This is a genomic window from Citrobacter sp. 506, assembly GCF_050434985.1.
Taxonomy (GTDB): Bacteria; Pseudomonadota; Gammaproteobacteria; order Enterobacterales; family Enterobacteriaceae; genus Citrobacter; species Citrobacter braakii.
In genome coordinates, this window is sequence record NZ_JBNDJN010000001.1 from 369,370 (window position 1) to 393,800 (window position 24,431).

Annotated in this window: 26 protein-coding genes; 12 read left to right on the top strand and 14 right to left on the bottom strand. The window is 50.5% G+C overall.

The features are described 5' to 3' along the window. Nucleotides 1-166: 166 nt before the first annotated feature. From pgpB to yciH, 5 genes are all read left to right on the top strand, one after another. Nucleotides 167-931: a phosphatidylglycerophosphatase B gene (pgpB, locus tag ABIE10_RS01940; protein WP_046275276.1), complete on the top strand. Its 765-nt coding sequence runs from the start codon at nucleotides 167-169 to the stop codon at nucleotides 929-931. Between the two features lie 149 nt (nucleotides 932-1,080). Continuing rightward, the gene (locus ABIE10_RS01945; RefSeq protein ID WP_006684318.1) at nucleotides 1,081-1,389 is read left to right on the top strand and encodes a LapA family protein; all 309 of its coding nucleotides are present in this window, start codon (nucleotides 1,081-1,083) and stop codon (nucleotides 1,387-1,389) included. A gap of 6 nt (nucleotides 1,390-1,395) precedes the next feature. Then, nucleotides 1,396-2,565: a lipopolysaccharide assembly protein LapB gene (gene lapB, locus ABIE10_RS01950; RefSeq protein WP_047417273.1), complete on the top strand. Its 1,170-nt coding sequence runs from the start codon at nucleotides 1,396-1,398 to the stop codon at nucleotides 2,563-2,565. 189 nt (nucleotides 2,566-2,754) lie between these two features. Next, a complete protein-coding gene (gene pyrF / locus ABIE10_RS01955) occupies nucleotides 2,755-3,492 on the top strand; it encodes an orotidine-5'-phosphate decarboxylase (protein WP_049282555.1) in 738 nt (245 codons plus the stop codon). Beyond that, the gene (gene yciH / locus ABIE10_RS01960; protein ID WP_047500358.1) at nucleotides 3,493-3,819 is read left to right on the top strand and encodes a stress response translation initiation inhibitor YciH; all 327 of its coding nucleotides are present in this window, start codon (nucleotides 3,493-3,495) and stop codon (nucleotides 3,817-3,819) included. 90 nt (nucleotides 3,820-3,909) lie between these two features. Here the strand turns inward: yciH and osmB are convergent, their stop codons facing one another. The 7 genes from osmB to fabI all read right to left on the bottom strand — a co-directional run bounded on the left by osmB (nucleotide 3,910) and on the right by fabI (nucleotide 12,024). Continuing rightward, complete coding sequence (gene osmB / locus ABIE10_RS01965; protein WP_003020583.1) at nucleotides 3,910-4,128, bottom strand: osmotically-inducible lipoprotein OsmB; 219 nt, start codon at nucleotides 4,126-4,128, stop codon at nucleotides 3,910-3,912. Nucleotides 4,129-4,396: 268 nt separating this feature from the next. After that, entirely contained in the window at nucleotides 4,397-5,149 is a 753-nt protein-coding gene (locus ABIE10_RS01970) for a DNA-binding transcriptional regulator YciT (RefSeq protein ID WP_016153242.1), read from the bottom strand. A 95-nt stretch (nucleotides 5,150-5,244) separates the two neighbouring features. Then, nucleotides 5,245-5,427: a hypothetical protein gene (locus ABIE10_RS01975; RefSeq protein ID WP_016153241.1), complete on the bottom strand. Its 183-nt coding sequence runs from the start codon at nucleotides 5,425-5,427 to the stop codon at nucleotides 5,245-5,247. Between the two features lie 182 nt (nucleotides 5,428-5,609). Beyond that, on the bottom strand, nucleotides 5,610-7,601 hold the full coding sequence (gene pdeR / locus ABIE10_RS01980) for a cyclic di-GMP phosphodiesterase (protein ID WP_429155472.1): 1,992 nt from the start codon (nucleotides 7,599-7,601) through the stop codon (nucleotides 5,610-5,612). Between the two features lie 265 nt (nucleotides 7,602-7,866). Continuing rightward, nucleotides 7,867-9,801 carry an exoribonuclease II gene (locus ABIE10_RS01985; RefSeq protein ID WP_429154524.1) on the bottom strand — a complete coding sequence of 645 codons (1,935 nt, stop codon included), beginning with the start codon at nucleotides 9,799-9,801 and terminating at the stop codon, nucleotides 7,867-7,869. A gap of 89 nt (nucleotides 9,802-9,890) precedes the next feature. After that, complete coding sequence (locus ABIE10_RS01990; protein ID WP_429154526.1) at nucleotides 9,891-11,036, bottom strand: CMD domain-containing protein; 1,146 nt, start codon at nucleotides 11,034-11,036, stop codon at nucleotides 9,891-9,893. 199 nt (nucleotides 11,037-11,235) lie between these two features. After that, complete coding sequence (gene fabI, locus ABIE10_RS01995; RefSeq protein ID WP_016156642.1) at nucleotides 11,236-12,024, bottom strand: enoyl-ACP reductase FabI; 789 nt, start codon at nucleotides 12,022-12,024, stop codon at nucleotides 11,236-11,238. Between the two features lie 440 nt (nucleotides 12,025-12,464). Here fabI and ABIE10_RS02000 point away from each other — a divergent pair, with 440 nt between their 5' ends. Further along, nucleotides 12,465-13,154, top strand: coding sequence for an EAL domain-containing protein (locus ABIE10_RS02000; RefSeq protein ID WP_047500365.1), 690 nt, complete (start codon nucleotides 12,465-12,467; stop codon nucleotides 13,152-13,154). A 38-nt stretch (nucleotides 13,155-13,192) separates the two neighbouring features. Here ABIE10_RS02000 and sapF read toward each other — a convergent pair whose 3' ends face one another. The 5 genes from sapF to sapA are packed head-to-tail and all read right to left on the bottom strand — an operon-like array spanning nucleotide 13,193 to nucleotide 18,475. Beyond that, entirely contained in the window at nucleotides 13,193-13,999 is an 807-nt protein-coding gene (gene sapF / locus ABIE10_RS02005) for a peptide ABC transporter ATP-binding protein SapF (RefSeq protein ID WP_016153235.1), read from the bottom strand. A gap of 1 nt (nucleotide 14,000) precedes the next feature. Continuing rightward, complete coding sequence (gene sapD, locus ABIE10_RS02010) at nucleotides 14,001-14,993, bottom strand: peptide ABC transporter ATP-binding protein SapD (RefSeq protein WP_016153234.1); 993 nt, start codon at nucleotides 14,991-14,993, stop codon at nucleotides 14,001-14,003. After that, complete coding sequence (sapC, locus tag ABIE10_RS02015; protein ID WP_191221095.1) at nucleotides 14,993-15,883, bottom strand: peptide ABC transporter permease SapC; 891 nt, start codon at nucleotides 15,881-15,883, stop codon at nucleotides 14,993-14,995. The genes sapD and sapC overlap by 1 nt, the downstream gene beginning before the upstream one ends. Continuing rightward, the gene (gene sapB, locus ABIE10_RS02020) at nucleotides 15,870-16,835 is read right to left on the bottom strand and encodes a peptide ABC transporter permease SapB (protein WP_003020545.1); all 966 of its coding nucleotides are present in this window, start codon (nucleotides 16,833-16,835) and stop codon (nucleotides 15,870-15,872) included. The genes sapC and sapB overlap by 14 nt, the downstream gene beginning before the upstream one ends. Next, nucleotides 16,832-18,475, bottom strand: a complete 1,644-nt coding sequence (gene sapA / locus ABIE10_RS02025) for an ABC transporter substrate-binding protein SapA (RefSeq protein ID WP_016153232.1) — start codon at nucleotides 18,473-18,475, stop codon at nucleotides 16,832-16,834. Before sapA ends, sapB begins: the two co-directional genes overlap by 4 nt. A 313-nt stretch (nucleotides 18,476-18,788) precedes the next feature. On the opposite strand from sapA, the gene ABIE10_RS02030 reads away from it, so the two are divergent. Next, nucleotides 18,789-19,112, top strand: coding sequence for a hypothetical protein (locus ABIE10_RS02030; RefSeq protein ID WP_429154529.1), 324 nt, complete (start codon nucleotides 18,789-18,791; stop codon nucleotides 19,110-19,112). Between the two features lie 8 nt (nucleotides 19,113-19,120). Here ABIE10_RS02030 and ABIE10_RS02035 read toward each other — a convergent pair whose 3' ends face one another. Continuing rightward, entirely contained in the window at nucleotides 19,121-19,765 is a 645-nt protein-coding gene (locus ABIE10_RS02035) for a quinolone resistance pentapeptide repeat protein QnrB36 (protein ID WP_063866054.1), read from the bottom strand. A gap of 93 nt (nucleotides 19,766-19,858) precedes the next feature. Further along, on the bottom strand, nucleotides 19,859-20,848 hold the full coding sequence (gene pspF, locus ABIE10_RS02040) for a phage shock protein operon transcriptional activator (RefSeq protein WP_425135039.1): 990 nt from the start codon (nucleotides 20,846-20,848) through the stop codon (nucleotides 19,859-19,861). A gap of 155 nt (nucleotides 20,849-21,003) precedes the next feature. On the opposite strand from pspF, the gene pspA reads away from it, so the two are divergent. The 5 genes from pspA to ABIE10_RS02065 all read left to right on the top strand — a co-directional run bounded on the left by pspA (nucleotide 21,004) and on the right by ABIE10_RS02065 (nucleotide 24,420). Continuing rightward, nucleotides 21,004-21,672 (top strand): phage shock protein PspA, encoded by a 669-nt coding sequence (gene pspA, locus ABIE10_RS02045; RefSeq protein WP_016153228.1) that lies wholly within the window; start codon nucleotides 21,004-21,006, stop codon nucleotides 21,670-21,672. 54 nt (nucleotides 21,673-21,726) lie between these two features. Then, nucleotides 21,727-21,951 (top strand): envelope stress response membrane protein PspB, encoded by a 225-nt coding sequence (gene pspB, locus ABIE10_RS02050; RefSeq protein WP_016153227.1) that lies wholly within the window; start codon nucleotides 21,727-21,729, stop codon nucleotides 21,949-21,951. Continuing rightward, complete coding sequence (gene pspC / locus ABIE10_RS02055; protein ID WP_003020497.1) at nucleotides 21,951-22,310, top strand: envelope stress response membrane protein PspC; 360 nt, start codon at nucleotides 21,951-21,953, stop codon at nucleotides 22,308-22,310. Before pspB ends, pspC begins: the two co-directional genes overlap by 1 nt. Nucleotides 22,311-22,318: 8 nt before the next feature. After that, complete coding sequence (gene pspD, locus ABIE10_RS02060) at nucleotides 22,319-22,549, top strand: phage shock protein PspD (RefSeq protein WP_047500373.1); 231 nt, start codon at nucleotides 22,319-22,321, stop codon at nucleotides 22,547-22,549. Nucleotides 22,550-22,713: 164 nt separating this feature from the next. After that, a complete protein-coding gene (locus tag ABIE10_RS02065) occupies nucleotides 22,714-24,420 on the top strand; it encodes a sugar phosphorylase (RefSeq protein ID WP_429154534.1) in 1,707 nt (568 codons plus the stop codon). Nucleotides 24,421-24,431: the final 11 nt, after the last annotated feature.

The following is a 24,431-nucleotide window of genomic DNA, read 5'->3' on the forward strand; positions in this document are numbered from 1 at the left end:
TCGCCTGTCGGCTTCTGTTCTGTATTACACTATTTTGCCATAAGGCAACGACGTTCACCTAATCGCGACCACGGATTCGCTTTTGGAATGGCACAAAATTGTCAATTTTCCCGGCGTGCGAATTTTTCAGTTATGATTGTGATACTTATCGACGAAAGGAGAGGCAATGCTGTCTATTGCAAAGCGCACCGCAGTGGGTACCGGACTGCTACTTATCATGCCGGTTGCCGTATGGGTATCAGGCTGGAGCTGGCAGCCGGGGCACAATGTCTGGTGGTTAAAGTCCTTGTACTGGGTAACGGAAACGGTGACGCAGCCGTGGGGAATTATCACTCACGTTGCGCTTTGTGCATGGTTTCTGTGGTGCTTGCGTTTTCGACTTAAAGCCGCGGTAATGCTGTTTGCTATTCTGGCAGCGGCGATTTTAGTGGGACAGGGCGTGAAGTCCTGGGTAAAAGACAGGGTGCAAGAACCGCGACCTTTTGTCGTGTGGCTGGAAAAAACGCACCATATTCCGGTTGATGAGTTCTACACTTTAAAACGTAAAGATCGTGGGCATTTAGTCAAAGAACAATTGGCCGAACAGCAGGATATTCCAACGTTTTTACGCAAGCACTGGCAAAAAGAAACGGGGTTTGCCTTTCCGTCCGGACATACGATGTTTGCCGCCAGTTGGGCTTTACTGGGCGTAGGGCTGTTATGGCCGCGCAGACGTACGCTGACGATTGTGTTTTTGCTGATCTGGGCGACCGGCGTGATGGGCAGCCGCTTGCTGTTAGGCATGCACTGGCCCCGTGATTTGGTGGTGGCAACGCTGATTTCGTGGCTGCTGGTGACGCTGGCAACCTGGCTTGCACAGCGGGTATGCGGACCATTAACCCCACCAGTGCAGGAGGAAAAAGAAATCGCGCAGCGAGAACAAGAAAGCTAGCGATGATTGATTTTTCAAATTTTGCCCTCAAATCAGAAAGTGGAAAGCGCTTTTCCGTTTCGCACTCGTTGTGAAAATGGTAATTTAAAGGGCTCAACGCGGTAAGTTGGACACGATTTATTCGCTCAAACCACATAACGGGAAGTAATGTGAAATATTTACTCATTTTCTTACTGGTGTTGGCGATTTTTGTTATTTCGGTGACATTGGGTGCGCAAAACGATCAACAGGTTACGTTTAATTACCTGCTGGCTCAGGGTGAGTATCGGATCTCTACGCTGCTTGCTGTATTGTTTGCCGCAGGGTTTGCGATTGGTTGGCTAATTTGTGGCCTTTTCTGGCTGAAGGTTCGTGTGTCTCTTGCGCGCGCCGAACGTAAAATCAAACGACTGGAAAACCAGCTTGCGCCTGCGACCGACGTTGCGGTATCTGCCGATTCGTCGGTTGTGAAGGAATAATTATTTATGTTGGAGTTGTTGTTTCTGCTTTTACCTGTAGCCGCTGCCTATGGGTGGTATATGGGTCGCAGAAGTGCGCAACAAACCAAGCAGGATGAAGCTAACCGTCTTTCTCGTGACTATGTCGCCGGGGTTAACTTCCTCCTGAGCAACCAACAAGATAAAGCGGTGGATCTGTTCCTTGATATGCTAAAAGAGGACACAGGCACCGTTGAGGCTCATCTCACCCTCGGAAACCTGTTCCGCTCTCGCGGTGAAGTCGATCGCGCAATCCGCATCCATCAAACGTTAATGGAAAGTGCCTCGCTGACCTACGAGCAGCGTTTGCTGGCCGTGCAACAGCTGGGGCGCGACTACATGGCCGCGGGACTGTACGACCGCGCGGAAGACATGTTCAATCAGCTTACCGATGAAACTGATTTTCGGGTTGGCGCATTACAGCAACTGTTGCAAATTTATCAGGCCACCAGCGAATGGCAAAAAGCCATTGATGTCGCAGAGCGTCTGGTAAAACTCGGCAAAGACAAACAGCGTAATGAGATAGCCCACTTCTACTGCGAACTGGCCTTACAGCAAATGGGTAGCGACGATATGGATCGCGCCATGACACTGTTGAAAAAAGGCGCCGCGGCAGACAAAAACAGTGCACGGGTATCCATCATGATGGGTCGCGTGTACATGGAAAAAGGTGATTACGCGAAGGCGGTTGAAAGCCTGCAACGGGTCATTTCCCAGGACAAAGAGCTGGTCAGCGAAACGCTGGAAATGCTGCAAAGCTGCTACCAGCATCTGGGGAAAAACGATGAGTGGGCGGAGTTTTTACGTCGGGCCGTTGAGGAAAATACTGGTGCCGCCGCCGAACTGATGCTGGCTGATATTCTTGAGGCGCGTGAGGGAGCTGATACCGCTCAGGTCTATATCACTCGTCAGCTGCAACGTCATCCTACGATGCGCGTGTTCCACAAGCTGATGGATTATCATCTCCACGAAGCAGAAGAAGGGCGTGCTAAAGAGAGCCTGATGGTTCTGCGCGATATGGTCGGAGAGCAGGTACGCAGTAAACCGCGTTACAGCTGCCAGAAGTGCGGTTTTACGGCGTATACGCTGTACTGGCACTGTCCATCCTGCCGTTCATGGTCAACCATTAAGCCCATTCGCGGACTTGATGGGCTGTAATTTTTAAAAAAACCTCATTTTAGTTACAACATACTGTTGGTGTGTAATAGATCCACCCTCAACCTCTGCTGCCGGTTCGCCTAGCAGAAATGTAATCGCGCCTGTTAATTTTCTATTACCGCAGGTAGAATGCACGCCGTTTACCCATTTCGCGCCGCCGTGGGCGCCCATCCTCAAGAAGGTCTGGTCATGACGTTTACTGCTTCATCTTCTTCTCGTGCTGTTACCGATTCTCCTGTCGTTGTCGCTCTCGATTATTCTAATCGTGATAAAGCATTAGCTTTTGTCGACAGAATTGATCCTCGTGATTGCCGTTTGAAAGTGGGCAAAGAGATGTTCACGCTTTTTGGACCTCAGTTGGTTCGCGATCTACAACAGCGTGGTTTTGACATCTTTCTTGATTTGAAATTTCATGATATTCCCAATACCACCGCACATGCAGTTGCCGCTGCTGCCGAACTTGGTGTCTGGATGGTTAACGTTCACGCTTCTGGCGGGGCGCGTATGATGACTGCAGCCCGTGAAGCCTTAGTGCCTTTTGGCCAGGACGCGCCGCTACTGATTGCCGTGACGGTTCTGACCAGTATGGAAGCCAGCGACCTCGCCGATCTCGGCGTGACGTTGTCACCTGCAGATTATGCTGAAAGACTGGCGCGCTTAACCCAGAATTGTGGTCTGGACGGTGTCGTATGCTCAGCTCAGGAAGCGGTGCGATTCAAGCAGGCGTTGGGCCAGGCATTTAAGCTGGTGACGCCGGGGATTCGTCCAGAAGGCAGCGAGGCGGGCGATCAGCGTCGTATTATGACACCGGAACAGGCGCAATTAGCAGGTGTGGATTACATGGTGATTGGTCGTCCGGTCACCCAGTCGGCCGATCCCGCGCAGACGCTGAAGATGATCAATGCTTCCCTGAAACGAGGTGCGTAAATGAACGACTCAAACTCTCGTCTGGTCTACTCTACCGACTCCGGGCGTATTGATAAACCGAAAACAGCGCCTGAGCGTCCAAAAGGCGATGGCATTGTTCGTATCCAGCGCCAGACCAGTGGTCGCAAAGGGAAGGGCGTGTGCCTGATTACCGGTATTGATCAAGACGATGCCGAACTGACCAAATTAGCCGCAGAACTGAAGAAAAAGTGTGGTTGCGGTGGAGCAGTGAAAGATGGCGTGATTGAAATTCAGGGGGATAAACGCGACCTGATTAAATCGCTGCTGGAAGCTAAAGGAATGAAAGTTAAACTGGCTGGCGGTTAATAAAAAAGCCACGGAAAATTTCCGTGGCTTTTTAATAATACAGACCTGAAAAAGTAAACGTATTATTATATCGAGCCGTTTAACCGTAGATTATTTACCCACCTGGTGGCCGATAATACCACCTACTGCAGCACCACCCAGCGTACCCAGCGTGCTGCCGTCAGTCAGGACTGCACCACCTATTGCACCTGCACCAGCACCGATTGCGGTGTTACGATCTCGTTTGGACCAGTTAGAGCAGGCACTCAGCGACATTGCCAGAGTAATCGCCAGAATGGCAGCGGTCATTTTTTTGCTCGTTACTAACATAATACTTTCTCCTGAATTATTGATTCACGGAATCCAGTGTTCTTTAAGGATAGCGTCAAATTAAGACTATCGAAGATATTTCCGTGAAACCGTTTAGCGAAGTCATTACAAACACTATCCTGAAGTTGGAGGTTCGTTCCTGTTATATCGCTAACATTAATTTTACGACTTTATCCTGTTAACGACAGGTAAAAAGTCTTAATTGGATTGTCAGATAACTCTCAGAGAGCAGATGATTTGTCTGCTGACAAACCATCTACTGAAGATTTTATGCGTGGGCATCAATGATATTGACGATTAATCCTGAATGTTCGAGCTGCATTTGTACGCTGGCGCTGAGTCTGGAGTCCGTTACTACGCGGCTGAATCGCTCTAATGGACCCAGCGTGTAAGGGTGAATGGCGTCGAATTTTGAGCTGTCGGTCAACACAATAACTTCTGCGCCTTTTTCCAGCACCGCGTTAACCACGTCAGAACGCATCATATCGCGTCCGGTAAAACCGGTATCAGCCTGCCAGCCGTCAATGCCGATAAAGGCCTTACTGAAGTGTACCTGCTGGATAAACTGGCGAGTTAAGGGGCCGACCATGCTCTCACTTTTTTTCTGGTAAATTCCACCGAGAAGTATCACTTCACAGGGCGTTTCTTTGAGCAGATGAGCAATGTAGCTGCTCACGGTGATGATGGTGACATCTTTTTGCTCTGCCAGCGTTCTGGCCAGAAGTGCATTGCTGCTGCCATTCTCAATGAATACGGATTCGCCTGGACTGACCAGAGATGCAGCGAATTCAGCCAGTTCACGTTTCAGAGTGAAATTGGTCATCATGCGCGTTTCAACATCATCGCTGTTCAATGAAACAGCAAAACCGTGGGCTCGGCGTAAGTAACTCTGTTTTTCCAGCGTGTTCAGATCCTGTCGAATCGTCACTTCGGAGACACCGGTGACTTTTGCCAGATCGGCGACGCTCATCTGACCTTTATCGGTCACCATCTGCAAAATAGATTGTTGTCGGGAATTCATAGTATTAATTTTATTGCGATATCGTATCGGAAATTAAACGGAAACTGCATTATCTGCAGTTTGCTGATAGCAGCGACATCAAAAGATCACTGTCATCAGATCTCCCATGGCGCCTTCTGCTTTTTCGCCAAAGATTCGGCATCTTCTTTGACCGTGTTTAACAGTTCAGCTTTCAAAATTTCAAGATTGTGGATGGCTGAGTGGTAATCACCTGCAACGAGGATATCCAGCACGGTATCAATACGTTCGGCCAGACGCTGAGCGTCGATATCAGACATGGTCGTCATCCTAATGGCAATAGAGTTTGAATTTCATGATGCAGAATTTCATGGCAAAAGAGAAGGGAAAAATAGTATTAACCTGAACGATTGAAGAATATTATATATTCTGTGATTACATGCGGATAGCGTCGTCATGTAATGTCCATTTATGGCTATTTATCACCTTCATTCTCTCTGCATTAGCGCATTTTTTTACTCAGATAGCGGCGATACCAACGTTCAAATGCGGCGGCTGGCATTGGTTTGGCGAATAAAAACCCCTGACGTTCATTGACGCCATTTTTGGTCAGAAACGCATCCTCTTTCGCGCTTTCCACGCCTTCGGCGATGACCTGCAGGTTGAGTGCCTGTGCTACCGCAACTATGGCCCGTACCAGCGATTGTGAAATGGATTGTTTGTGGATCTCTCTGACAAAGGTCTGATCCAGTTTAATGGCATCTAGCGGGAAGCGGGCCAGTTGAGACAGCGACGAATAACCGGTACCAAAATCATCCAAATGGATTTGCGCTCCTAACTGGCTAAACTGCTGAATGACTGACAACGCCAGTTGCTCATTTTCTATCAAACTGCTTTCCGTTAATTCAACATCGATGGGGCAATACTCAAAGTTGAGCTCGTGAAGTACCTGCTTAAGTGCGGTAAAAAGCGTCTGGTCGGCGAGCTGGCGGGCAGAAACGTTTACCGCCACGCGCAGGTTTATTCCCTTGTCGCGCCATTTCGCGACCTGGCGCACAACGTCGAGAATAACCCAACGCCCCAGCGGGACGATGAGCCCCGATTCTTCGGCGTAGGATATAAACTCCAGCGGTGGAATGAGGCCGCGTTCCGGAGATTGCCAGCGAACCAGCGCCTCCAGGCTGCGCACTTCACCGCGCCAGGTTATCTTTGGCTGATAATGGATAACCAGTTGATCGTTATCCAGTGCCTTACGCAGATTAGTATCCAGCCACAGATATTCAAATACCCGCTGATTCATTTCCGGAGAAAAAACACAAAACTGCCCACGGCCGCCTTCTTTCGCGGTGTACATGGCTGTATCCGCGTTACGAATGACGCTCTCGCAGTCCTGACCATGCTGAGGTGCGAGGGATATACCAATAGAGCATCCGGTATAGACTTCAATCAGACCGATGCGGAAGGGCTGGCGCAGGCGTGTCAGAATGCGCGATGCGGTGGCTTCCAGTGTACCCTGGGATGTTTCGGTGGCAAGAACAATGAATTCATCGCCGCCAAACCGCGCCAGGATCTGGTTGTCTTCGAGGCAACTGAGGATTGCCAGCGACACGCTTTGTAGTAGCTGATCGCCAAACATATGCCCGTAGGCATCGTTTACCTTTTTGAAGTTATCCAGATCGAGGTACGCAATACCGACCTGCGTATCGCCCGCGTTCTCAATCGCATTACTGATCAGTTCATGAATTGCGTTGCGGTTTGGTAATCCAGTGATGGAGTCGGTATTCGCCAACACTCGCAGTCGTTCCTGCGCGCGGCGTTCTTCAGTGATATCGGTCCCGGAACAGATCAGAAAAATTTCGTTCTTGCCGCTACCGTTATGCACAAATTTATTGCGAAACAGAAACAGACGCTGGCCTTTGCAGGTCTTGACCCAGCGTTCAACCTCATACGAGTTACCTTCGCGAAAAAAGACCTCAATATTGCGCCGTGAAGCCGCTGCTTCACGGCGGCTCATAAATAATGTGAATACACTTTGACCAATGACTTCACGTTCTTTGAGGCCGGTGTACTCTTCGCACAGGCGATTAAACCGCTGAATGTTGCCCATGCGGTCAAGAATGACAATAACGGAATTGGCTTCGGAAACGACTTGTTCGGCAAAAGAGAGGCCGTGGGCCAGATCGCGGGCGACGGAGGGGGTGTCATCCCAGGCTGATGCGCTACCGGCCCATTCGCGCTTATTGATTTTTCGACCGACCAGATGCACGGGAATGTCGTCATCTTCAATGGGCAACGTCATTAGCAGACTTGACGTGATCACCGTCATCTCGCGAATGCGATCGGCTTGTTCAGGTAATAATTCGATGGTCTGATCAGCTTCTGACGCTTCGTCGATAGAGAAATGCAAGATGTTGCAATCCTCTGACAAACGCCAGTAGGGGTTATGAGTGCCCACATAGCTATACAACGTAACCAGCTCCCGGACGTCTTTCATCATGTGTACTATCCCGTTTAAAGCGCATAGAGCCTCAAAAGTATGGGTAGCCATGATTCATTCGGGGTGATTATGGCTGAACGTATTGTTTTTTTTATATATTTATGTTTAATCCAGAATCCGTAAAAAGCAAAGCCAGCGGAACTGAAAAAAGTAAAAAAATAAAATTGACCGAATGAAAGAAGTGTAGTGCGGTGGTGGGAATTTGGGCGGGAAAAAGAAACGACCTTTCACAAAATGAGAAAGGTCGCTGGATTGATACGTGTTACGCGGCTGGACGCGCGATAACGCTGCGGGTTTCCATGCGAACTTCGGCGATGGTTACGTCAATCACATCCGTGACTTTGTAAACCACTTCACCTTTAATTTGCACCGTGCCGCTTTCCTGGCTGCATACCAGCTCGTCCCGAACGGCGTGCAGGAATGGGGCAGGAATAAATGCGACTGCACCATTATCAACTAAACGTACGCGCATACCGCCGCGGCTGACGTCAATTATCTCGGCCGCAAAGCGGGTATCGGTCCCGGCTTTGTCACTCAGGAAACGGGCGTATAACCAGTCGCCCACATCACGTTCAGCCATCCGGTTCAGGCGACGACGTTCCGCCATTTGCACCGTGGTATCATCCCCAGGGCGGGAAATGGTTTCACCTTTGATGACGGCCTTAAGCAGGCGGTGGTTAATCATATCGCCATATTTACGAATAGGAGAGGTCCAGGTGGCATAAGCCTCCAGACCCAGCCCAAAGTGCGGCCCTGGCTCGATACTGATTTCAGCGTAAGACTGGAAACGGCGAATTCGGCTGTCGAGGAAACCAGAAGGCTGCGCATCCAGCTCGCGGCGCAGTTTGCAGAAACCTTCCAGCGTCAGGACTTCCTCGGCATCAACGTGCATACCATGGGTTTTTAGCAGCGCGGCCAGAGCGTCGGCGTTGGCCGGGTCGAATCCCATATGGACGTTATAAATACCGAAGCCGAGCTTGTCGCGAAGCACGCGGGCGGCGCAAATGTTTGCCGCAATCATGGATTCTTCCACGATACGGTTTGCGATGCGGCGCGGCTCAGCGACGATGTCCAGGACTTCACCTTTTTCACCAAGAACAAAACGGTAATCCGGGCGATCTTTAAATACCAGAGCATGGTTATGACGCCATTCACCGCGGCTCAGGCAAATACGGTGTAGCAGACGGATTTGTTCAGCAATCGCGTCATTTGCAGGCTGCCAGTCGCCGGCGCCTTCCAGCCAGTCGGAGACGTTGTCGTAGACCAGCTTCGCTTTCGACTCAATCGTCGCTGCGAAGAAGGTGATGTTGTCTTCAATCGTGCCATCCGCGGCGATGGTCATACGACAAGCCAGAACCGGACGCACTTCGTTCGCGCGTAAAGAGCACAGATCGTCAGACAGTTCGCGTGGTAGCATCGGGATATTGAACCCCGGCAGATAGTTAGTAAACGCGCGAATTTTTGCCGTTTTATCCAGCTTGCTGCCTTCTGCAATCCAGGCCGTAGGGTCGGCAATGGCGACAGTTAATTGCAGTTTGCCGTCGGCCAGCTCTTCAGCATACAGCGCATCGTCCATATCTTCGGTGCTGGCGCTGTCGATGGTGACAAAGTTGAGGGCGGTTAAGTCCTGACGAACCAGACCTTCATCCAGCATCTCAGTTGCCACACCGTCCGGCGCTTCTTTTTCGAGATTATGGCGTGCCAGCGTGACCCACCACGGGACAAAGTGGTCATCAGCAAAAGTGATAAATTGGGTTAACTCGGCATAGAAGGTGCGATCGCCTTTCAGCGGGTGGCGGCGCATTTCAGCGACGGCCCAGTCACCTTCTTTAAAGTCGTGCTCAACGCCGCGGGCGGCACGGCAAGGGATCGCTTCTTTCAGTAGCGGATGATCCGGCACAATGGACAGACGATCATTTTTGCCCTGAACTTTACCCACGAAGCGCGTCAGGAAGGGTTCGATCAGTTCTTCCGGCTCGGCAGATTCACGATCTTTTTCTGTATGGATAACCGCAACAATGCGGTCGCCATGCATCACTTTTTTCATCTGCGGCGGTGGAATGAAATAGCTTTTTTGTGCATCGACTTCCAGGAAGCCAAAGCCTTTTTCCGTGGCTTTTACCACCCCTTCAGCACGTGGCGTCTGGGAATGCAGTTGCTGTTTAAGCTGCGCTAGCAGCGGGTTGTCCTGAAGCATAATTGTCTATTTTCGTGGCTAAAAGAGCGGCTGACAGTTTTACGCGATTCTCTCAGTTGCGGCAAGTGCTCTTTCAGTAAGTGGATCGGTTAATAAGTCTCGCCCAGCGCGATTTTCAAGCGATTCAACCATCCGCACAATCCGCTCCAGGCCAGCAGGTTAATCGCTTGTTCAGAAGAGATGCCCTGATCGAACAAAGGGGTTAACAGCGCGGCGCTAAAACGGTCGGGCGCTCGGGTTAGCCATTGTACCGCCTGCAGGGTGACGCGCTCAACCGGATGTCGCTGTTCCCAACGCTGTAATTCACGTTCCTCCTGGCGAAGCAGGGCGATAACGTTGGCTAATTCATTGGCTGTATGTGCCTGTTCATTAAAGCAGGCCACGCTGCCGTTAATCCGTGACGTCATTAGCGCCGCCAGTGAAAATGCCCGCACCGGTACAGCGCTACGCCGGGTACTGGAAATCAGTGTCGTGAATAAATCCAAAATGACCGGTGAATGGATCAGTAATGGCACCAACGCTTGCAGTTCATCGGGAAAATGTCTGGCCATCGTCTCGTCCTGAGAATGATATTTTTCGATTGGGAATGGCGCAGCGTGCCAGGTAGCGTTTGTTGCATTAAATGGCGAAGCGTGAGCGAATTGCTGTATATCCAGCCCCGGTATTCGGCGTACCGGATGTCCAAACCAGGCCTGAAACAGGGCCACGGTCCGGGCCTGAAAACCGACGAAGCCGATGATTTGATTCATCAAAATACTATCGCTGGTGGTCAGCCCGACCGCATCCAGATGCTGGCGATCGCGTGCGCCTATCACGTCAGGAGAGCTGGCAAGTTGGCGAGCATATTGGGTGATTTGCGCCAGCCGATGGTTACTTTCCCGTGACGAGTCAGGACCAGGAAGCGGTGTTAACCGCGCGGCATAGTGATTGCACAATCGCTGGACGCCATACACCTGAGCGACGGTTAGCGCCGTACTCATCCGCTCATAGGCGCTGAATGTGTGCATCTGATTCAGGTTTACGTGAACCGGGAAGAGAACCTGGGCAAGTTTACGGGCAGGGGTTAACCAGGATTGAAAAGGCAAAAGGGCGTCATCAGGTATCGCCAGATCCAGTAAAAAGCTGTCGTCGACATGAGCAGCTTCCGGCACCAGCGGCAGAATATCTTGTGGATGCTTGCTGGATTGCGTCTCATGATACCAGTGGCTTTTGCCTTCAATTCGGCGTTGTTCCATGGGCGGTCCTTGGTCTAAAAAGTGGCGACCCGGACACGTCGTCTACTACTACGCCGGATCGTTTGCGCTGCAATATCCTGACGTAAGCAGAAGAGGGGATGAAAGATTGTTCCGTGATAATAAATATCAGAAAAGCATATATGGCGGCAGGCAGAGGAGAGTCATGGGCGGGGCAAGACCGCCCATAGAAGACTTACGATTATTTCAGTTCCAGTTCGTTCATTGCCGCGATACTGAAGCCACCATCGACGTGAACGACTTCACCAGAGATGCCGGCAGCAAGATCGGAGCACAAAAATGCTGCGGAGTTACCCACATCTTCAATGGTTACAGTGCGGCGAATCGGCGTAACCGCTTCACAATGCGCCAGCATTTTACGGAAATCTTTAATGCCGGAAGCGGCGAGTGTACGGATTGGACCGGCGGAAATAGCGTTCACACGCACGCCTTCAGGACCCATCGCATTAGCCATATAGCGGACGTTCGCTTCCAGTGAGGCTTTTGCCAGGCCCATCACGTTGTAGTTAGGGATGGCGCGCTCTGCGCCCAGATAGGATAGCGTCAGCAGCGCTGAGCCTGGGTTCAGCATGGAACGGCAGGCTTTTGCCATCGCCACAAAGCTGTAAGCGCTGATGTCATGAGCAATTTTGAAGCCTTCGCGGGTGACTGCATTCACATAGTCGCCATCCAGTTGGTCTGCGGGCGCGAAACCAATGGAGTGCACGAAACCGTCGAATTTCGGCCAGGCTTTGCCCAGTTCGGTAAACAGTGCATCAATGCTGGCGTCTTCCGCCACATCACACTGTAGTACGATGCTGGAACCCAGTTGAGCTGCAAATTCTTCGACGCGGCCTTTTAGTTTGTCATTCTGGTAGGTGAACGCCAGTTCAGCCCCTTCGCGATGCATGGCCTGAGCGATACCCCAGGCGATGGACAGTTTGCTGGCAAGACCCGTTACCAGAATGCGCTTACCGGAAAGAAAACCCATAGCTTTAATCCTTATGGTCATTGCTTATTTTTAGCAATCAATGAGTTATGATCACAATTTGAAGGTGTTTCGAAATGGGGCAGCAATTATATCCCACTCTTTGTGCCTTGTAGAATAGTTATCATCCCTTACTGATAATCACTTTTCATTACACATGAGGGTTATAACACTTTCCCTGGTTAAGTCTCATTCATTCTGCGAAGCGCGGGGGATGGAGAAAATACAAGGCTTTAAAGGCATCTCAATGGTATTATTAACTGCTAGCTTATGTTTTAAAACATAGCAATGTAGGAACTTTCTTAAAACAAAAAATATGACCGTATTCAGTTCGTTATGATATATTGTTTTTATCGATCAATATTGACACATTGATCGTTATTATTGATTGATTGTGATTAAAAGTGCATTATCAGGAAGTTATGATCAATTGGAGTGGTCTTATGCACTATCATTTCATCGCGGAACCGATGAGAGACACAACTGATACGTTACTGGGTGTTGAGATGAGCGTCCGGTTTGCTTCAGATACGGTTTCGCCGATACATCCAGAGTTCATCATTTCAGCGTGGAATAGCGAACAAAAACGTAATTTCATGCTCGAGCAAATTCGATTAATTGCCGAAAAGCGTAATTGGTTTGAGAGCCACAACCTTTTCTGTACTCTGAACCTCATTGATGAAATGGCGCTGCTGGCAATTGGCGACCCGAGCGTTAAATCGGCGCTACATGCCATGCCTTTTGTCGCCCTGGAACTTTCAGAGCGTTTTCTGACGAATACCGTATGTCTGAATAATCTGCTGATTAATTCACTTTGCGACGGTCCAAACGCATTATGGCTGGGCGATCTGGGCTCCGGCAGCATTGGGGCCAGTCCGCTGGTTTGCGGTCGTTTTGATGTTGTGAAGTTGGATCGTGGTTTTTTCCTGGATCAGGCTGAAAAACCGATGTTCCCGGTGCTAATTAAAAACATCCGCGAATATTGCGACCGCATTGCGGTGGAGGGCGTGGAAACCAAACAGCTTATCGACGAAGTAGGCGCGGCTGGTGTTTGGGTGATGCAGGGATCCCTTTTCCCTTCGGTCGCGTTTAGCGAGGTTGATACACTGCTCTTACCAAATGTTTGTCACTGATTGCAAAATTGCCCTCCGGTTGAGGAGGGCTGCATCTGCTAGCGATCTTTACGCCACGCGTCAGCGGTTAGCGCTTCGCCGAAATGTCCGGCAATCAGGCGACGGGTCAGCTCATGCAACGGCGAGGCCAGAACATCTGCTGTACTGCCGCGTTCAACCACTTCACCCTGGTGCATGACTAATACCTGATCGCTGATGTGCTTCATCATGCCGATGTGCTGAGTCACATAGATATATGAAATCCCCTGTTTTTCCTGTAATTCCAGCATCAGATTGATGAGCTGCGAACGCATCGACATGTCCAGAGAGGCCAGGGCTTCGTCGGCGATAATGACTTTGGGTCGCAAAATGAGCGCTCGGGCAAGGCCCAGACGCTGTTTTTGTCCCGGAGCCAGCATATGCGGGTAATAACTCACATGGTCAGGCAACAGACCGACCATGCGCATGGTCTCGATGATCTGTTTGCGACGCTGTTCAGGCTCGAGGTCGGTGTTCAGACGTAGCGGAAAATCGAGGATCTGCGAAATACGTTGCCGTGGGTTAAGCGACGTTGACGGATCCTGGAAAATCATACGGATACGCTGACTACGGAATGAATAATCACCATATTTTAACGGGTGATCGTCAATCAGCAGCTCACCGCTGGTGGGCTCAATCATACCGGCCAGCATCTTCGCCAGCGTAGATTTACCGGAACCATTTTCACCTATGACGGCGAGCGTCTGACGCTCGCGCAGGGTAAAGCTCAGGGGCTTAACGGCCTCAACGGTCTGACGGCGGAATAATCCCGTCCGGTAGCGAAAGGTTTTGCTCAGATTACGAACTTCGAGCAGGGTTTCTACCATCTCACTCTCTCTCCATGTTCAGCGGGAAATGACAGGCGTAGAGATGATTCTTTGCTCCGGTCAGTCTTGGGGTTTCGATACATTCGCGCTGAGCATAAGGGCAGCGCGGCCCCAGACGACAGCCGATAGGTAATTGTTCCAGCAATGGAATGGCTCCTGGCATGGTATTCAGGCGGCTTTTGTGCGGCATTGCGCTACCAAAATCAGGAATGGCGCGAATCAACGCTTGGGTATAAGGATGATGCGGAATAGTCACCAACTCTTTACTGGGCGCAGTTTCCACCGTTTGCCCACAGTACATCACGTTAATTTTGTCAGCCCACTGGCTGAGCATTTGCAGGTCATGGCTGATCAACAAAATGGTGGTATTGCTGTTTTGGTTCAGCCGGGTCAGCAGGCGGAAAATTTGCGCCTGAGTGGTTGGCTCCATCGCGTTCGTTGGTTCGTCGGCAATCAGTAAACGCGGCTGATTAGCCAGGGCGATTGCGATCATCACCTTCTGGCATTCGCCGTCGGTCAGTTCATACGGGAAGCTGCGCATCGCATCTTTATGATCTTTTATCCCGACGCGGTGCAGGAGTTCAATCGCGCGGCGTTTACGCCAGCCGATGCGCTGCCACCAGCGGCCTTTATAAGTCCATGCCGGAATATTTTGCATCAGTTGTCGTCCAATGCGCTCAGACGGATCGAGACACGATTGCGGTTCCTGAAAGATCATGGAAACGTTATGGCCGACCAGCTTGCGTCGTTCACGCGCTGAAAGGCGCAACAGATCGATATCATCAAAGCGCATGCGGTCTGCGGTTACGCGCCAGTTATCTTTAGCGACGCCGCAAATGGCCTTGGCGATCAGGCTCTTGCCCGATCCAGACTCGCCAACCAGTCCACGGATTTCACCTTCATTGAGGGTCATGCTGACGCGGTCAACCGCTTTCACCCAGTCGTCGCCGGTTCTGAATTCAATGGTCAGGTTGCGGATATCCAGTAATGGCATTATTCCACCCCCGCAATAATTGCCCGGCGCACGCCATCACCCAGCAGGTTAACCAGCAGCACGCTTATCATAATCGCCGCACCTGGCAGCATAACCGTCCAGGGTGCGACATAAATCAGCTCCAGCGCGTCGCCAAGCATGGCTCCCCATTCTGGTGACGGCAACTGTGCGCCAAGGTCGAGAAAACCCAGCGCGGCGATGTCCAGAATCGCCATCGACAGCGCACGGGTGATTTCAGTGATAAGTCCGGCGGTAATATTGGGCAGAACGGCGAACCACAGGATATTGAGCGTGGTTGCACCGTCCAGGCGAGCGGCGATAACGTACTCTTTTTCCAGCTCGTCATGCACCATGCTGTAGACGGAGCGTACCATGCGCGGCAGCAGCGCCAGCCAGACGGCAAACATCGCGTGTGTCAGATGCGGTCCGGCAAAGGCCACCACAATAATCGCCAGCAGCAGCGAAGGGATCGAGAGCAGGGTGTCCAGAATGTGGTTCAGCACCGCGGAGCGCAAACCGTGCGTCGCGCCGGCAACCACGCCCAGGAACAGGCCACATAGTGTGGCGGCGAGGGTGACGACAAACGCGCCGCCAACGGTTGGGGCCGCGCCGCTGAGCAGGCGACTTAGCACGTCACGCCCGAGATCGTCAGTTCCGAGGAAAAATGAGACTTCGCCATAGCGCGACCATGACGGCGGTAAAAGCTGATAGCCGAGAAATTGCTGGTCGATGCCATAAGGGGCAAACCAACCACCAAAAATACACAGAATCGCCAATCCTGCGCAGCCATACAGGCCGATCATCGCAGTCGCATCGCCGTAAAAATTGCGCCATGCGGTGCGCAGCGTACCAGGCGGGCGCTTTTCGCTGTAGACGCTATCGTAAGGCATACCATTCCTTATGTTTCAGAGGGTTAGCCATAGCACCCAAAATATCAGAGATGACGTTAACGATGATAACCAGTGAGCCAATCACCATGACGCCCGCCGAAATTGCCGCGTAATCCTGCTGGCGAATTGCGTTAATCAGCCAACGGCCAAGACCTGGCCAGCTAAAGACCATCTCGGTGATCATCGCCAGCGTCAGCATGGTGGAGAACTGTAAGCCCAGACGCGGGATCACCGGCGGAAGGGCGTTGTGCAGAACGTGACGGCGCAGAATGGTTAAGCGTGACAGACCGCGCGTGGCGGCCGCTTTAACATAGTTTTGATCAAAGACCTCAATGGTGCTGATTCGCATCAGGCGAATAACTTCCGTGGTAGGGGCGACGGAAAGCGTCAACACCGGAAGCACCATGTGACGGATTGCGCTGACCAGCATTTCATCGCGCCAGGGCGAGTCGGAGATCCACGCATCAATAATGGCAAATCCGGTAACGGGCTTCACTTCATAGAGAAGATCAAAGCGTCCCGAAACGGGAAGCCAGCCGAGAGTCAGTGAGAAGAGCAACGTCAGCAACAGCGCCAGCCAAAAAACCGGAATGGAAAAGCCCATCAACGCTAAGGCGCTGATGCAGCGGTCCTGCCATTTGTTCCGCGTGATCCCTGCCAGCATACCAACGGGGATCCCAACCATCAGCGCAAAACCAAAGGCCAGAATGCACAGTTCCATCGTCGCCGGGAACACCTCCTTCAACTGTTCTGAAATCAACTGGCCGTTAATACTGGATACACCAAAATCCCAGTGAATGAGGCCATTGAACCAGAATACCCAGGCGTTCCACAGCGATGCACCCTGTAACGGCGCATGAGGCGTGAAGTAGCTCAGGCTGAATCCAATAAAGGTCAGGAAGAAGAGGGTGACCAGCAGCAATAAAAAACGACGCAGGGTGAAGATAATCATGGCTTTTTCACCTCATCTTTCTTTTCCCTGGAAACCCCGGCAAAAGATGCATTGCCGAACGGACTCAGCACCAGTCCTTTGATATCGTAACGATAAGCCTGTAGACGCAGTGAAGAGGCCAGCGGCAGGATCGGTAACTCTTTCGCGAGAATATTTTGCGCTTCGTCATAGGCATCAATTCGCGATGAGAGTTGCTGCGAAGAGAGGGCTTTGCGCAGAACGCTGTCAAATTCCGGATTACACCAGTGGGCGAAGTTAGTCTGCGAGTTGATGGCGGCGCAGCTTAGCAACGGTCGGAAAAAACTGTCAGGATCGTTACTGTCCGTTGCCCAACCGGATAACGTTAGATCATGGTTCATATCCATTAATCGCGCCTCCTGAAAACGACCTTCTACCGGAATGATTTTAACTTTCACACCCACCTGAGCCATGTCAGCCTGAATCAGCTCGGCGGTTTTCAGTGGACTGGGGTTCCAGGCCTGAGAACTGGTGGGTACCCAAAGCTGTAATGTCAGGTTCTCCAGCCCCAGTGCTTTTAACTGCTCGCGCGATTTTGCCGGATTGTACTCTGTAATTTTAGCTTCGTTGTCATAAGCCCACGAGGCGCGAGGCAAAATAGATGCTGCGGTTTCCGCCGTCCCGTAGTAGATGGACTGCATCAGCCGTTGGTTATTAATGGCCAGCGCCAGCGCATGCCGCACGGCGGGATTATCCATCGGTGGTTTATTGGTGTTGAATGCCAGATAGGCGATGTTCATCCCCGGGCGCAGGGTCAGACGCAGGCGCGGGTCATCACGCAAAATGCTGAGCTGACTGGCGGCAGGCCAGGCCAGAACATCACACTCACCGGTCAGGAGTTTCGATAGACGTCCGGTGCCGCCAGAGCCGAGGTCCACAACCACCTGCGGCATCAGAGGAGTACCACGCCAGAATTTTTCATGGCGCTGCAGTCGAACATATTGCCCTGCGCGATTCTCCGAAAGCTGGTACGGTCCGGTGCCGACGGGTTGTCTGTCGAGCAACTCCTGACGATCCTGTTTTGCCAATTTAGCCGCATATTCTGCTGACATCACGGAGGCATAATGCGTGGCGAGGTGCCACATGAAGGAGGCGTCGGGCTGAGTTAAGCGGAACTCAACGGTGTTGTTGTCCAGCTTGCGTACGCTTTGGACGTTATCGGCGAACTGAAGGCTGTCGAAGTAGGGGAAACTGCTACCGTTTACATTGTGCCACGGATGCTGGCGATCAAAGATACGCTCGAAGGTAAACACCACGTCGTCTGCATTCAGTTTGCGGGTGGGGGTGAACCAGGCCGTCTTCTGAAACTGGACGTCACGACGCAGATGGAAGCGGTAGGTGGCGCCGTTATCCAGCACCTCCCAGCTTTCAGCCAGCTCAGGCACCAGTCGATAGGTGTACGGATCGACATCGAGCAGTCGGTCATACAGCTGGGCTGCCAGGGTGTCGACGATAAGACCGCTGCTCGCTTTTTGCGGGTTGAACGTATTGACCTGCCCGCTAACGCAATAGACAAAGCCGCTGTCACGAATATCAGCATGCGAAGCCTGTTCAGGCGCGGCAGCAGCCTGACCACTCAGAAATCCAGCCATCACGATCAGAGATGATAAAACCAGGCGCATAATTTTAAAGGATTATAAATAAAGAGGCTATCTTACTAATATTTAATGACATTTGCCATTACCGTTTGTGTTTGGGAGTAACAGGCTCGATAAGCGCGAGTTCAACACCGCGACATGGTCAAAATTCATACCTGCTATCCACTTTGAATCTACTCTGTTAACTATCTTAGCATTTTCATGGCCCATCTGACTTGCTATAAACGCGGTGCAGGATGTGGACAGTTGGCGTAATTTGTTACGGTTTCCTCGCTGTGACAAAATGCATAAGCGATTACAATGCGTTAGTGTACGAATCAAAGGGAATATTTAATAAATGAGCAACTTAGCGGATTACGTCAATGCTATAAAAATAGGCAAAAATGTTATTTGTATTGAGGATGTCAGTAAACGGGATGACATGGCTGAAGTTGAGATTATAAATAATACATGGCTTCATGATTCGGGAGTGGTTATTCGTTGTTCTCGCGAAAATGAATTGGTTATATATTCATCTAGTTCCTGTCCAGAATGCAGCATTAGATGGCATGTCGTTGATGCGGCAGGTCAGGATATTCGTCCACTGGAGAAAACATTTCACAATGCTTGCCAGGAGTCGTACTGGTTAAAAGTAAATCGTCAAACGCATCTCCCGGTGTAAACGCTGAGCTAACCAATCACAGCGATGCCAAGCCGCTCCATGAGCAACGATGCCTGGTAGTTGTCTAACTTAACGCCTTGTAAATCAACACCCCGAATATCTAAGTCACCTAACTCCGAATTGGTCAGATCGCAATGTGTGAAGTTTGCTGCTCGCCAGTCGAAAGTCGAAAACTCGCCGCCGGAGAGATCTGAACCACTGAACGTCGCACCCAGTACCTGAGTCCCCATCCAGCGGTTTTCCCATAGCTCACACTTTTCCAACACGACTTTCGAAAAATTGGCGTAGCTTAGATTGGTATTAGTGATATATGCGCTGCAAAACCAGGTGCGCGTGGTGATCATATTCATAAAGCTTGCACCGCGGAAATCTGCGCCTTGTGCGCGGCAGTGGCGAATTTCAATGCCCAATGCGCTGACGTTGCGGAAATCTGCCATTGATAAATCACAGCTTTTGAAAATGGTATCTTTCAGCATTGCGCGACTAAAATTGCATCCTTTCTGACTTTCGCGATCATAGAACTGGCAGCCGATAAATTCAGTGCCGCTCAGGTCGGCACCTGAAAAATCGCAGTTAAAAAATGTACTATTTTCAACTTTCTCACCGGTGAAGCGATTTCTGTCAATTTTTTCGCCAACTAATGCCAGAGTCATATCTATGCCTGTGTTTTTATACAGTAATGACGCCATGGTAAACCTTATGACGTTATGCGTCAAACCCGCCAGTATGACACCTGCAAATGCGTATTAGATCTGGTGTTTCTTAAGCAAAGCGCGTAGCTGATGGTAAGTCAGACCCAGTAATTCAGCGGCTTTTTTCTGATTAAATTTCGCCTGCTGCAAGCTGGTTTGTAGAAAGTCTTTCTCTTGTTGCTGCTGGAATTCACGCAGATCCAGCGGTAATGCTACAGATGTCTGCTTTGGTTGTGCTGCCTGTGGCTGCGCAACGTGGCGGCGGAAGGGGTCAATGATGATCTCATCCAGCGGGTAATCGCTGGTACCGTGCCGGTAAACGGAGCGCTCCACGACGTTTTTCAGTTCACGAATATTACCCGGCCAACGGTAATGGAGGAGGGTTTCTCTGGCCTCGGCGCTAAATCCCGGAAAAAGTGGTAACCCGATCTCGCGGCACATCTGAATGGCAAAGTGTTCGGCCATTAACATGATGTCGCTTTGACGCTCGCGTAGTGGGGGAAGTTGCACCACGTCAAAGGCCAGACGATCCAGCAGGTCTGCGCGGAAAGTGCCTTCGCTGACCATACGTGGCAGGTCGGCATTGGTCGCGCAGACCAGTCGCACGTTAACCTGCAAGGGCTGGCTGCCGCCGACGCGTTCCAGCTCGCCATACTCAATTACGCGCAGCAGTTTTTCCTGTACCAACATTGGCGCGGTCGCCAGTTCATCAAGAAACAGCGTGCCGCCGTCGGCGCGTTCGAAACGTCCTGGATGGCGTTTTTGCGCACCGGTAAACGCACCGGCTTCGTGACCAAACAGTTCGGAATCAAGTAAGTTCTCGTTGAGGGCCGCGCAGTTAAGCGAAATAAATGGGCCCTGCCAACGGCTGGAGAGGTAGTGCAGGCGGTTGGCAATAAGCTCTTTCCCCGTACCTCGCTCACCGATAACCAGTACAGGTTTATCCAGCGGCGCCAGATGAGAAACCTGTTCCAGCACTTCAATAAAGCTGTTCGCTTCGCCCAGAATATTGTCTTTGTATCCTGCCATGATGAAATTCACCACTTGTTAGTGTTATTCACCAATTTACCCTAATTCTCCCGTCAGGTAAAATTGGATATTTACATTAAAATCAATTAGTTAAAAAGTTGGCACGCCAAGTGCATTACGAAAACAGCAGGGCATAGCCCGATATCAGAACAGTAAGTGAGGATTACATTATGGGTATTTTTTCTCGTTTTGCCGACATCGTGAACGCCAACATTAATGCGTTGCTGGAAAAGGCTGAAGATCCGCAGAAGCTAGTGCGGTTAATGATCCAGGAAATGGAAGATACGCTGGTTGAGGTGCGCTCAAACTCCGCACGCGCTCTGGCAGAAAAGAAACAATTATCTCGCCGTATAGAACTGGCCAGCGCACAACAGGCAGAGTGGCAAGAAAAAGCCGAGCTGGCGCTGCGTAAAGAGAAAGAAGATTTGGCGCGTTCTGCTTTAATCGAAAAACAGAAACTGACTGATCTGATTGCTTCTCTGGAGCATGAGGTGACGCTGGTTGACGATACGCTGGCGCGAATGAAAAAAGAGATCGGTGAGCTGGAAAATAAACTCAGTGAAACCCGTGCTCGTCAGCAGGCATTGATGCTGCGCCATCAGGCTGCGAGCTCTTCGCGTGATGTTCGTCGTCAACTGGACAGCGGTAAGCTGGATGAAGCGATGGCACGCTTTGAATCTTTCGAGCGTCGTATCGATCAGATGGAAGCTGAGGCCGAAAGCCATAACTTCGGTAAACAGCAGTCTCTGGATCAGCAATTTGCTGACCTGAAAGCAGATGATGAAATCAGCGAGCAGCTGGCGCAACTTAAAGCCAAAATGCAGCAAGATAAGCAATAATAACATCTGGCGGCGCCCGAACGCGCCGCCGCTCATCACCTGTAAGGAGTACTCATGAGCGCGCTATTTCTGGCTATCCCATTAACCATCTTTGTGTTGTTCGTTTTACCGATTTGGCTCTGGCTGCATTACAGCAACCGTTCCAGTCGTGGCGAACTGGCGCAAAGTGAACAGCAACGTCTGGTAGAACTCAACGATGACGCACAGCGGATGCGCGAGCGCATTCAGGCGCTGGAAGACATCCTTGATGCTGAACATCCAAACTGGAGGGACCGCTAATGGGAGGCGTTAATCTGAACAAAAAACTGTGGCGTATTCCGCAGCAGGGCATGGTGAAGGGAGTTTGCGCAGGTATAGCGCATTATCTCGATGTGCCTGTGAAGCTGGTGCGGATCCTGGTGGTGTTGTCCGTCTTTTTTGGTCTGGCCTTTTTCACCTTCGTCGCTTACATCGTGCTGACGTTTGTGTTGGACCCGATGCCGGACAATGTGGTTTCTGGTGAGCAGCAGCCATCAAGCGGCGAGCTGTTGGATGCCGTCGATCGCGAGCTGGCGGCAAGTGAAAAGCGTTTGCGTGAAATGGAGCGTTATGTCACCTCTGATACCTTTTCATTGCGCAGCCGTTTCCGCCAATTGTGAGGATAGAAATGAACAATCGCTGGCAACGTGCCGGACAAAGGGTTAAGCCGGGCTTTAAAATAGCAGGTAAGCTGGTGCTTTTAACTGCGCTTCGTTACGGCCCGGCGGGGGTAGCAGGGTGGGCGGTGAAGTCCGTCGCCCGACGCCCGCTTAAAATGCTGCTGGCGTTGGTCCTGGAGCCGGTTTTGAGTCGGGCAGCGGCAAAATTATCGAAACGCTATTCAGGTAATCAACGCTGATATCCGAATCAGCAAAAGCAAGCAACAATTAATCAACATTCCCTCTGTTAATTTGCGGCAGCTCACAAATACGATTTTTTGGCTGCCAAAATTCTTTTATTATCCCCCTCCTGGCCACCTCAGCCGATTGACAGCTTATTTCCCGCAGAGTAGTCTCTTTATTCATGGGACCGCTACCACGAGAATTGAAGGTGAACCAAAAAATCCAAAAATGCCTGGCAGAAGTTTATGGTGATACGTTTACTTCATGCCACTATGAAGCGCTGATTGCACGTTTAGAGAAATCACAGGGATTAATTAAAAAAATCCGTAAAGCGCATTGGGACGAGGGCGATGTGGTTCTTATTACCTACGCCGATCAATTCCACGGGGCAGGCAAAAAACCACTGCCGATGTTTAATCAGTTTTATAATGAATGGCTTAAGTCGACATTTTCTCATGTGCATATTTTGCCGTTTTATCCGTGGTCATCGGATGATGGTTTTTCCGTAATTAATTACCATCAGGTTGCCGAAGAAACCGGTGACTGGAATGATATTAAGCAATTGGGTAAATCCAGTCGACTGATGTTTGATTTTGTTTGTAACCATATGTCAGCGAAAAGCGAATGGTTTAATAACTATTTGCAACAGCTTGACGGTTATGAAGATTTCTTTATTGCGATGGATCCTGATACGGACCTGAGCAACGTAACGCGTCCACGCGCATTACCGTTACTGACGCCTTTTACGCTGAAAGATAACACCGTACGCTATTTATGGACGACGTTCAGCGACGACCAGATCGATCTCAACTATGCCAACCCGATAGTGTTACTGGCGATGGTCGATGTGCTATTGAGTTATCTTGAGCAGGGCGCTGATTATGTCCGCCTGGATGCGGTTGGCTTTATGTGGAAAGAGCCAGGAACGACCTGTATTCACCTGGAAAAAACGCATCAGCTTATCAAACTATTTCGCGCTATTGCTGACTGCGCGGCGCCTGGTACGGCGATTATTACTGAAACAAACGTTCCGCATAAGGATAATGTGTCCTACTACGGAAATGGCCGTGATGAAGCGCATATGGTGTACCAGTTCTCGTTACCGCCGCTGGTGCTGCATGCGGTACAACGCCAGGATACCTCAACCTTGTGCCAGTGGGCGCAATCACTGGAACTGCCGTCCAGTGAGACCACCTGGTTTAATTTCCTCGCATCGCATGACGGTATTGGTCTCAACCCATTACGTGGTTTGTTACCTGAAGACGAGATTGTGCGCCTGGTGACGGAATTACAACAGGAAGGCGCGCTGGTTAACTGGAAAAATAACCCTGATGGTAGTCGCAGTCCGTATGAAATTAACGTGACATATATGGACGCACTGACGCCAGGCAATTGTAGTGATGCCGAACGTTTTTCCCGCTTTATTCTCGCACATGCCATTTTGCTGAGTTTTCCGGGTGTACCTGCGGTTTACATTCAAAGCATTCTTGGGTCACGCAATGATTATAAAGGTGTCGAGGCGCTAGGTTATAACCGTGCGATCAACCGCAAAAAATATCAAATAAGCCAAATCGAAACGGAGCTGGCAGATGAAACCAGTTTGCGCCACGCTATTTATCATGAATTATCCCGATTAATTGTAATACGTCGTAGTAATAAAGCATTTCACCCTGATAGTGATTTTCAGATTAGCAGTGTTACACCGGCTGTAATGCAAATTAAACGTACGGCGGAAACAGGCGAAAAAATTACCGGATTATTTAATGTCAGCGGTCATACGCAAACCATTAGTATTGATGTTGAAAATGGATTTGATTTGATTAGCGGTAAAACTATTTCAGGTAAAGAATTAACGTTGAACGCCTGGCAGGTCATGTGGGTTAAGTAATAAAAAGGAAC

Coding starts and splice junctions, on each gene's coding strand:
- pgpB (WP_046275276.1), top strand. CDS start 167: ATGCTGTCTATTGCAAAGCGCACCGCAGTGGGTACCGGACTGCTACTT.
- lapB (WP_047417273.1), top strand. CDS start 1,396: ATGTTGGAGTTGTTGTTTCTGCTTTTACCTGTAGCCGCTGCCTATGGG.
- pyrF (WP_049282555.1), top strand. CDS start 2,755: ATGACGTTTACTGCTTCATCTTCTTCTCGTGCTGTTACCGATTCTCCT.
- yciH (WP_047500358.1), top strand. CDS start 3,493: ATGAACGACTCAAACTCTCGTCTGGTCTACTCTACCGACTCCGGGCGT.
- osmB (WP_003020583.1), bottom strand. CDS start 4,128: ATGTTAGTAACGAGCAAAAAAATGACCGCTGCCATTCTGGCGATTACT.
- ABIE10_RS01970 (WP_016153242.1), bottom strand. CDS start 5,149: ATGAATTCCCGACAACAATCTATTTTGCAGATGGTGACCGATAAAGGT.
- ABIE10_RS01975 (WP_016153241.1), bottom strand. CDS start 5,427: ATGTCTGATATCGACGCTCAGCGTCTGGCCGAACGTATTGATACCGTG.
- pdeR (WP_429155472.1), bottom strand. CDS start 7,601: ATGAAAGACGTCCGGGAGCTGGTTACGTTGTATAGCTATGTGGGCACT.
- ABIE10_RS01985 (WP_429154524.1), bottom strand. CDS start 9,801: ATGCTTCAGGACAACCCGCTGCTAGCGCAGCTTAAACAGCAACTGCAT.
- ABIE10_RS01990 (WP_429154526.1), bottom strand. CDS start 11,036: ATGGAACAACGCCGAATTGAAGGCAAAAGCCACTGGTATCATGAGACG.
- fabI (WP_016156642.1), bottom strand. CDS start 12,024: ATGGGTTTTCTTTCCGGTAAGCGCATTCTGGTAACGGGTCTTGCCAGC.
- ABIE10_RS02000 (WP_047500365.1), top strand. CDS start 12,465: ATGCACTATCATTTCATCGCGGAACCGATGAGAGACACAACTGATACG.
- sapF (WP_016153235.1), bottom strand. CDS start 13,999: ATGGTAGAAACCCTGCTCGAAGTTCGTAATCTGAGCAAAACCTTTCGC.
- sapD (WP_016153234.1), bottom strand. CDS start 14,993: ATGCCATTACTGGATATCCGCAACCTGACCATTGAATTCAGAACCGGC.
- sapC (WP_191221095.1), bottom strand. CDS start 15,883: ATGCCTTACGATAGCGTCTACAGCGAAAAGCGCCCGCCTGGTACGCTG.
- sapB (WP_003020545.1), bottom strand. CDS start 16,835: ATGATTATCTTCACCCTGCGTCGTTTTTTATTGCTGCTGGTCACCCTC.
- sapA (WP_016153232.1), bottom strand. CDS start 18,475: ATGCGCCTGGTTTTATCATCTCTGATCGTGATGGCTGGATTTCTGAGT.
- ABIE10_RS02030 (WP_429154529.1), top strand. CDS start 18,789: ATGAGCAACTTAGCGGATTACGTCAATGCTATAAAAATAGGCAAAAAT.
- ABIE10_RS02035 (WP_063866054.1), bottom strand. CDS start 19,765: ATGACTCTGGCATTAGTTGGCGAAAAAATTGACAGAAATCGCTTCACC.
- pspA (WP_016153228.1), top strand. CDS start 21,004: ATGGGTATTTTTTCTCGTTTTGCCGACATCGTGAACGCCAACATTAAT.
- pspB (WP_016153227.1), top strand. CDS start 21,727: ATGAGCGCGCTATTTCTGGCTATCCCATTAACCATCTTTGTGTTGTTC.
- pspC (WP_003020497.1), top strand. CDS start 21,951: ATGGGAGGCGTTAATCTGAACAAAAAACTGTGGCGTATTCCGCAGCAG.
- pspD (WP_047500373.1), top strand. CDS start 22,319: ATGAACAATCGCTGGCAACGTGCCGGACAAAGGGTTAAGCCGGGCTTT.
- ABIE10_RS02065 (WP_429154534.1), top strand. CDS start 22,714: ATGGGACCGCTACCACGAGAATTGAAGGTGAACCAAAAAATCCAAAAA.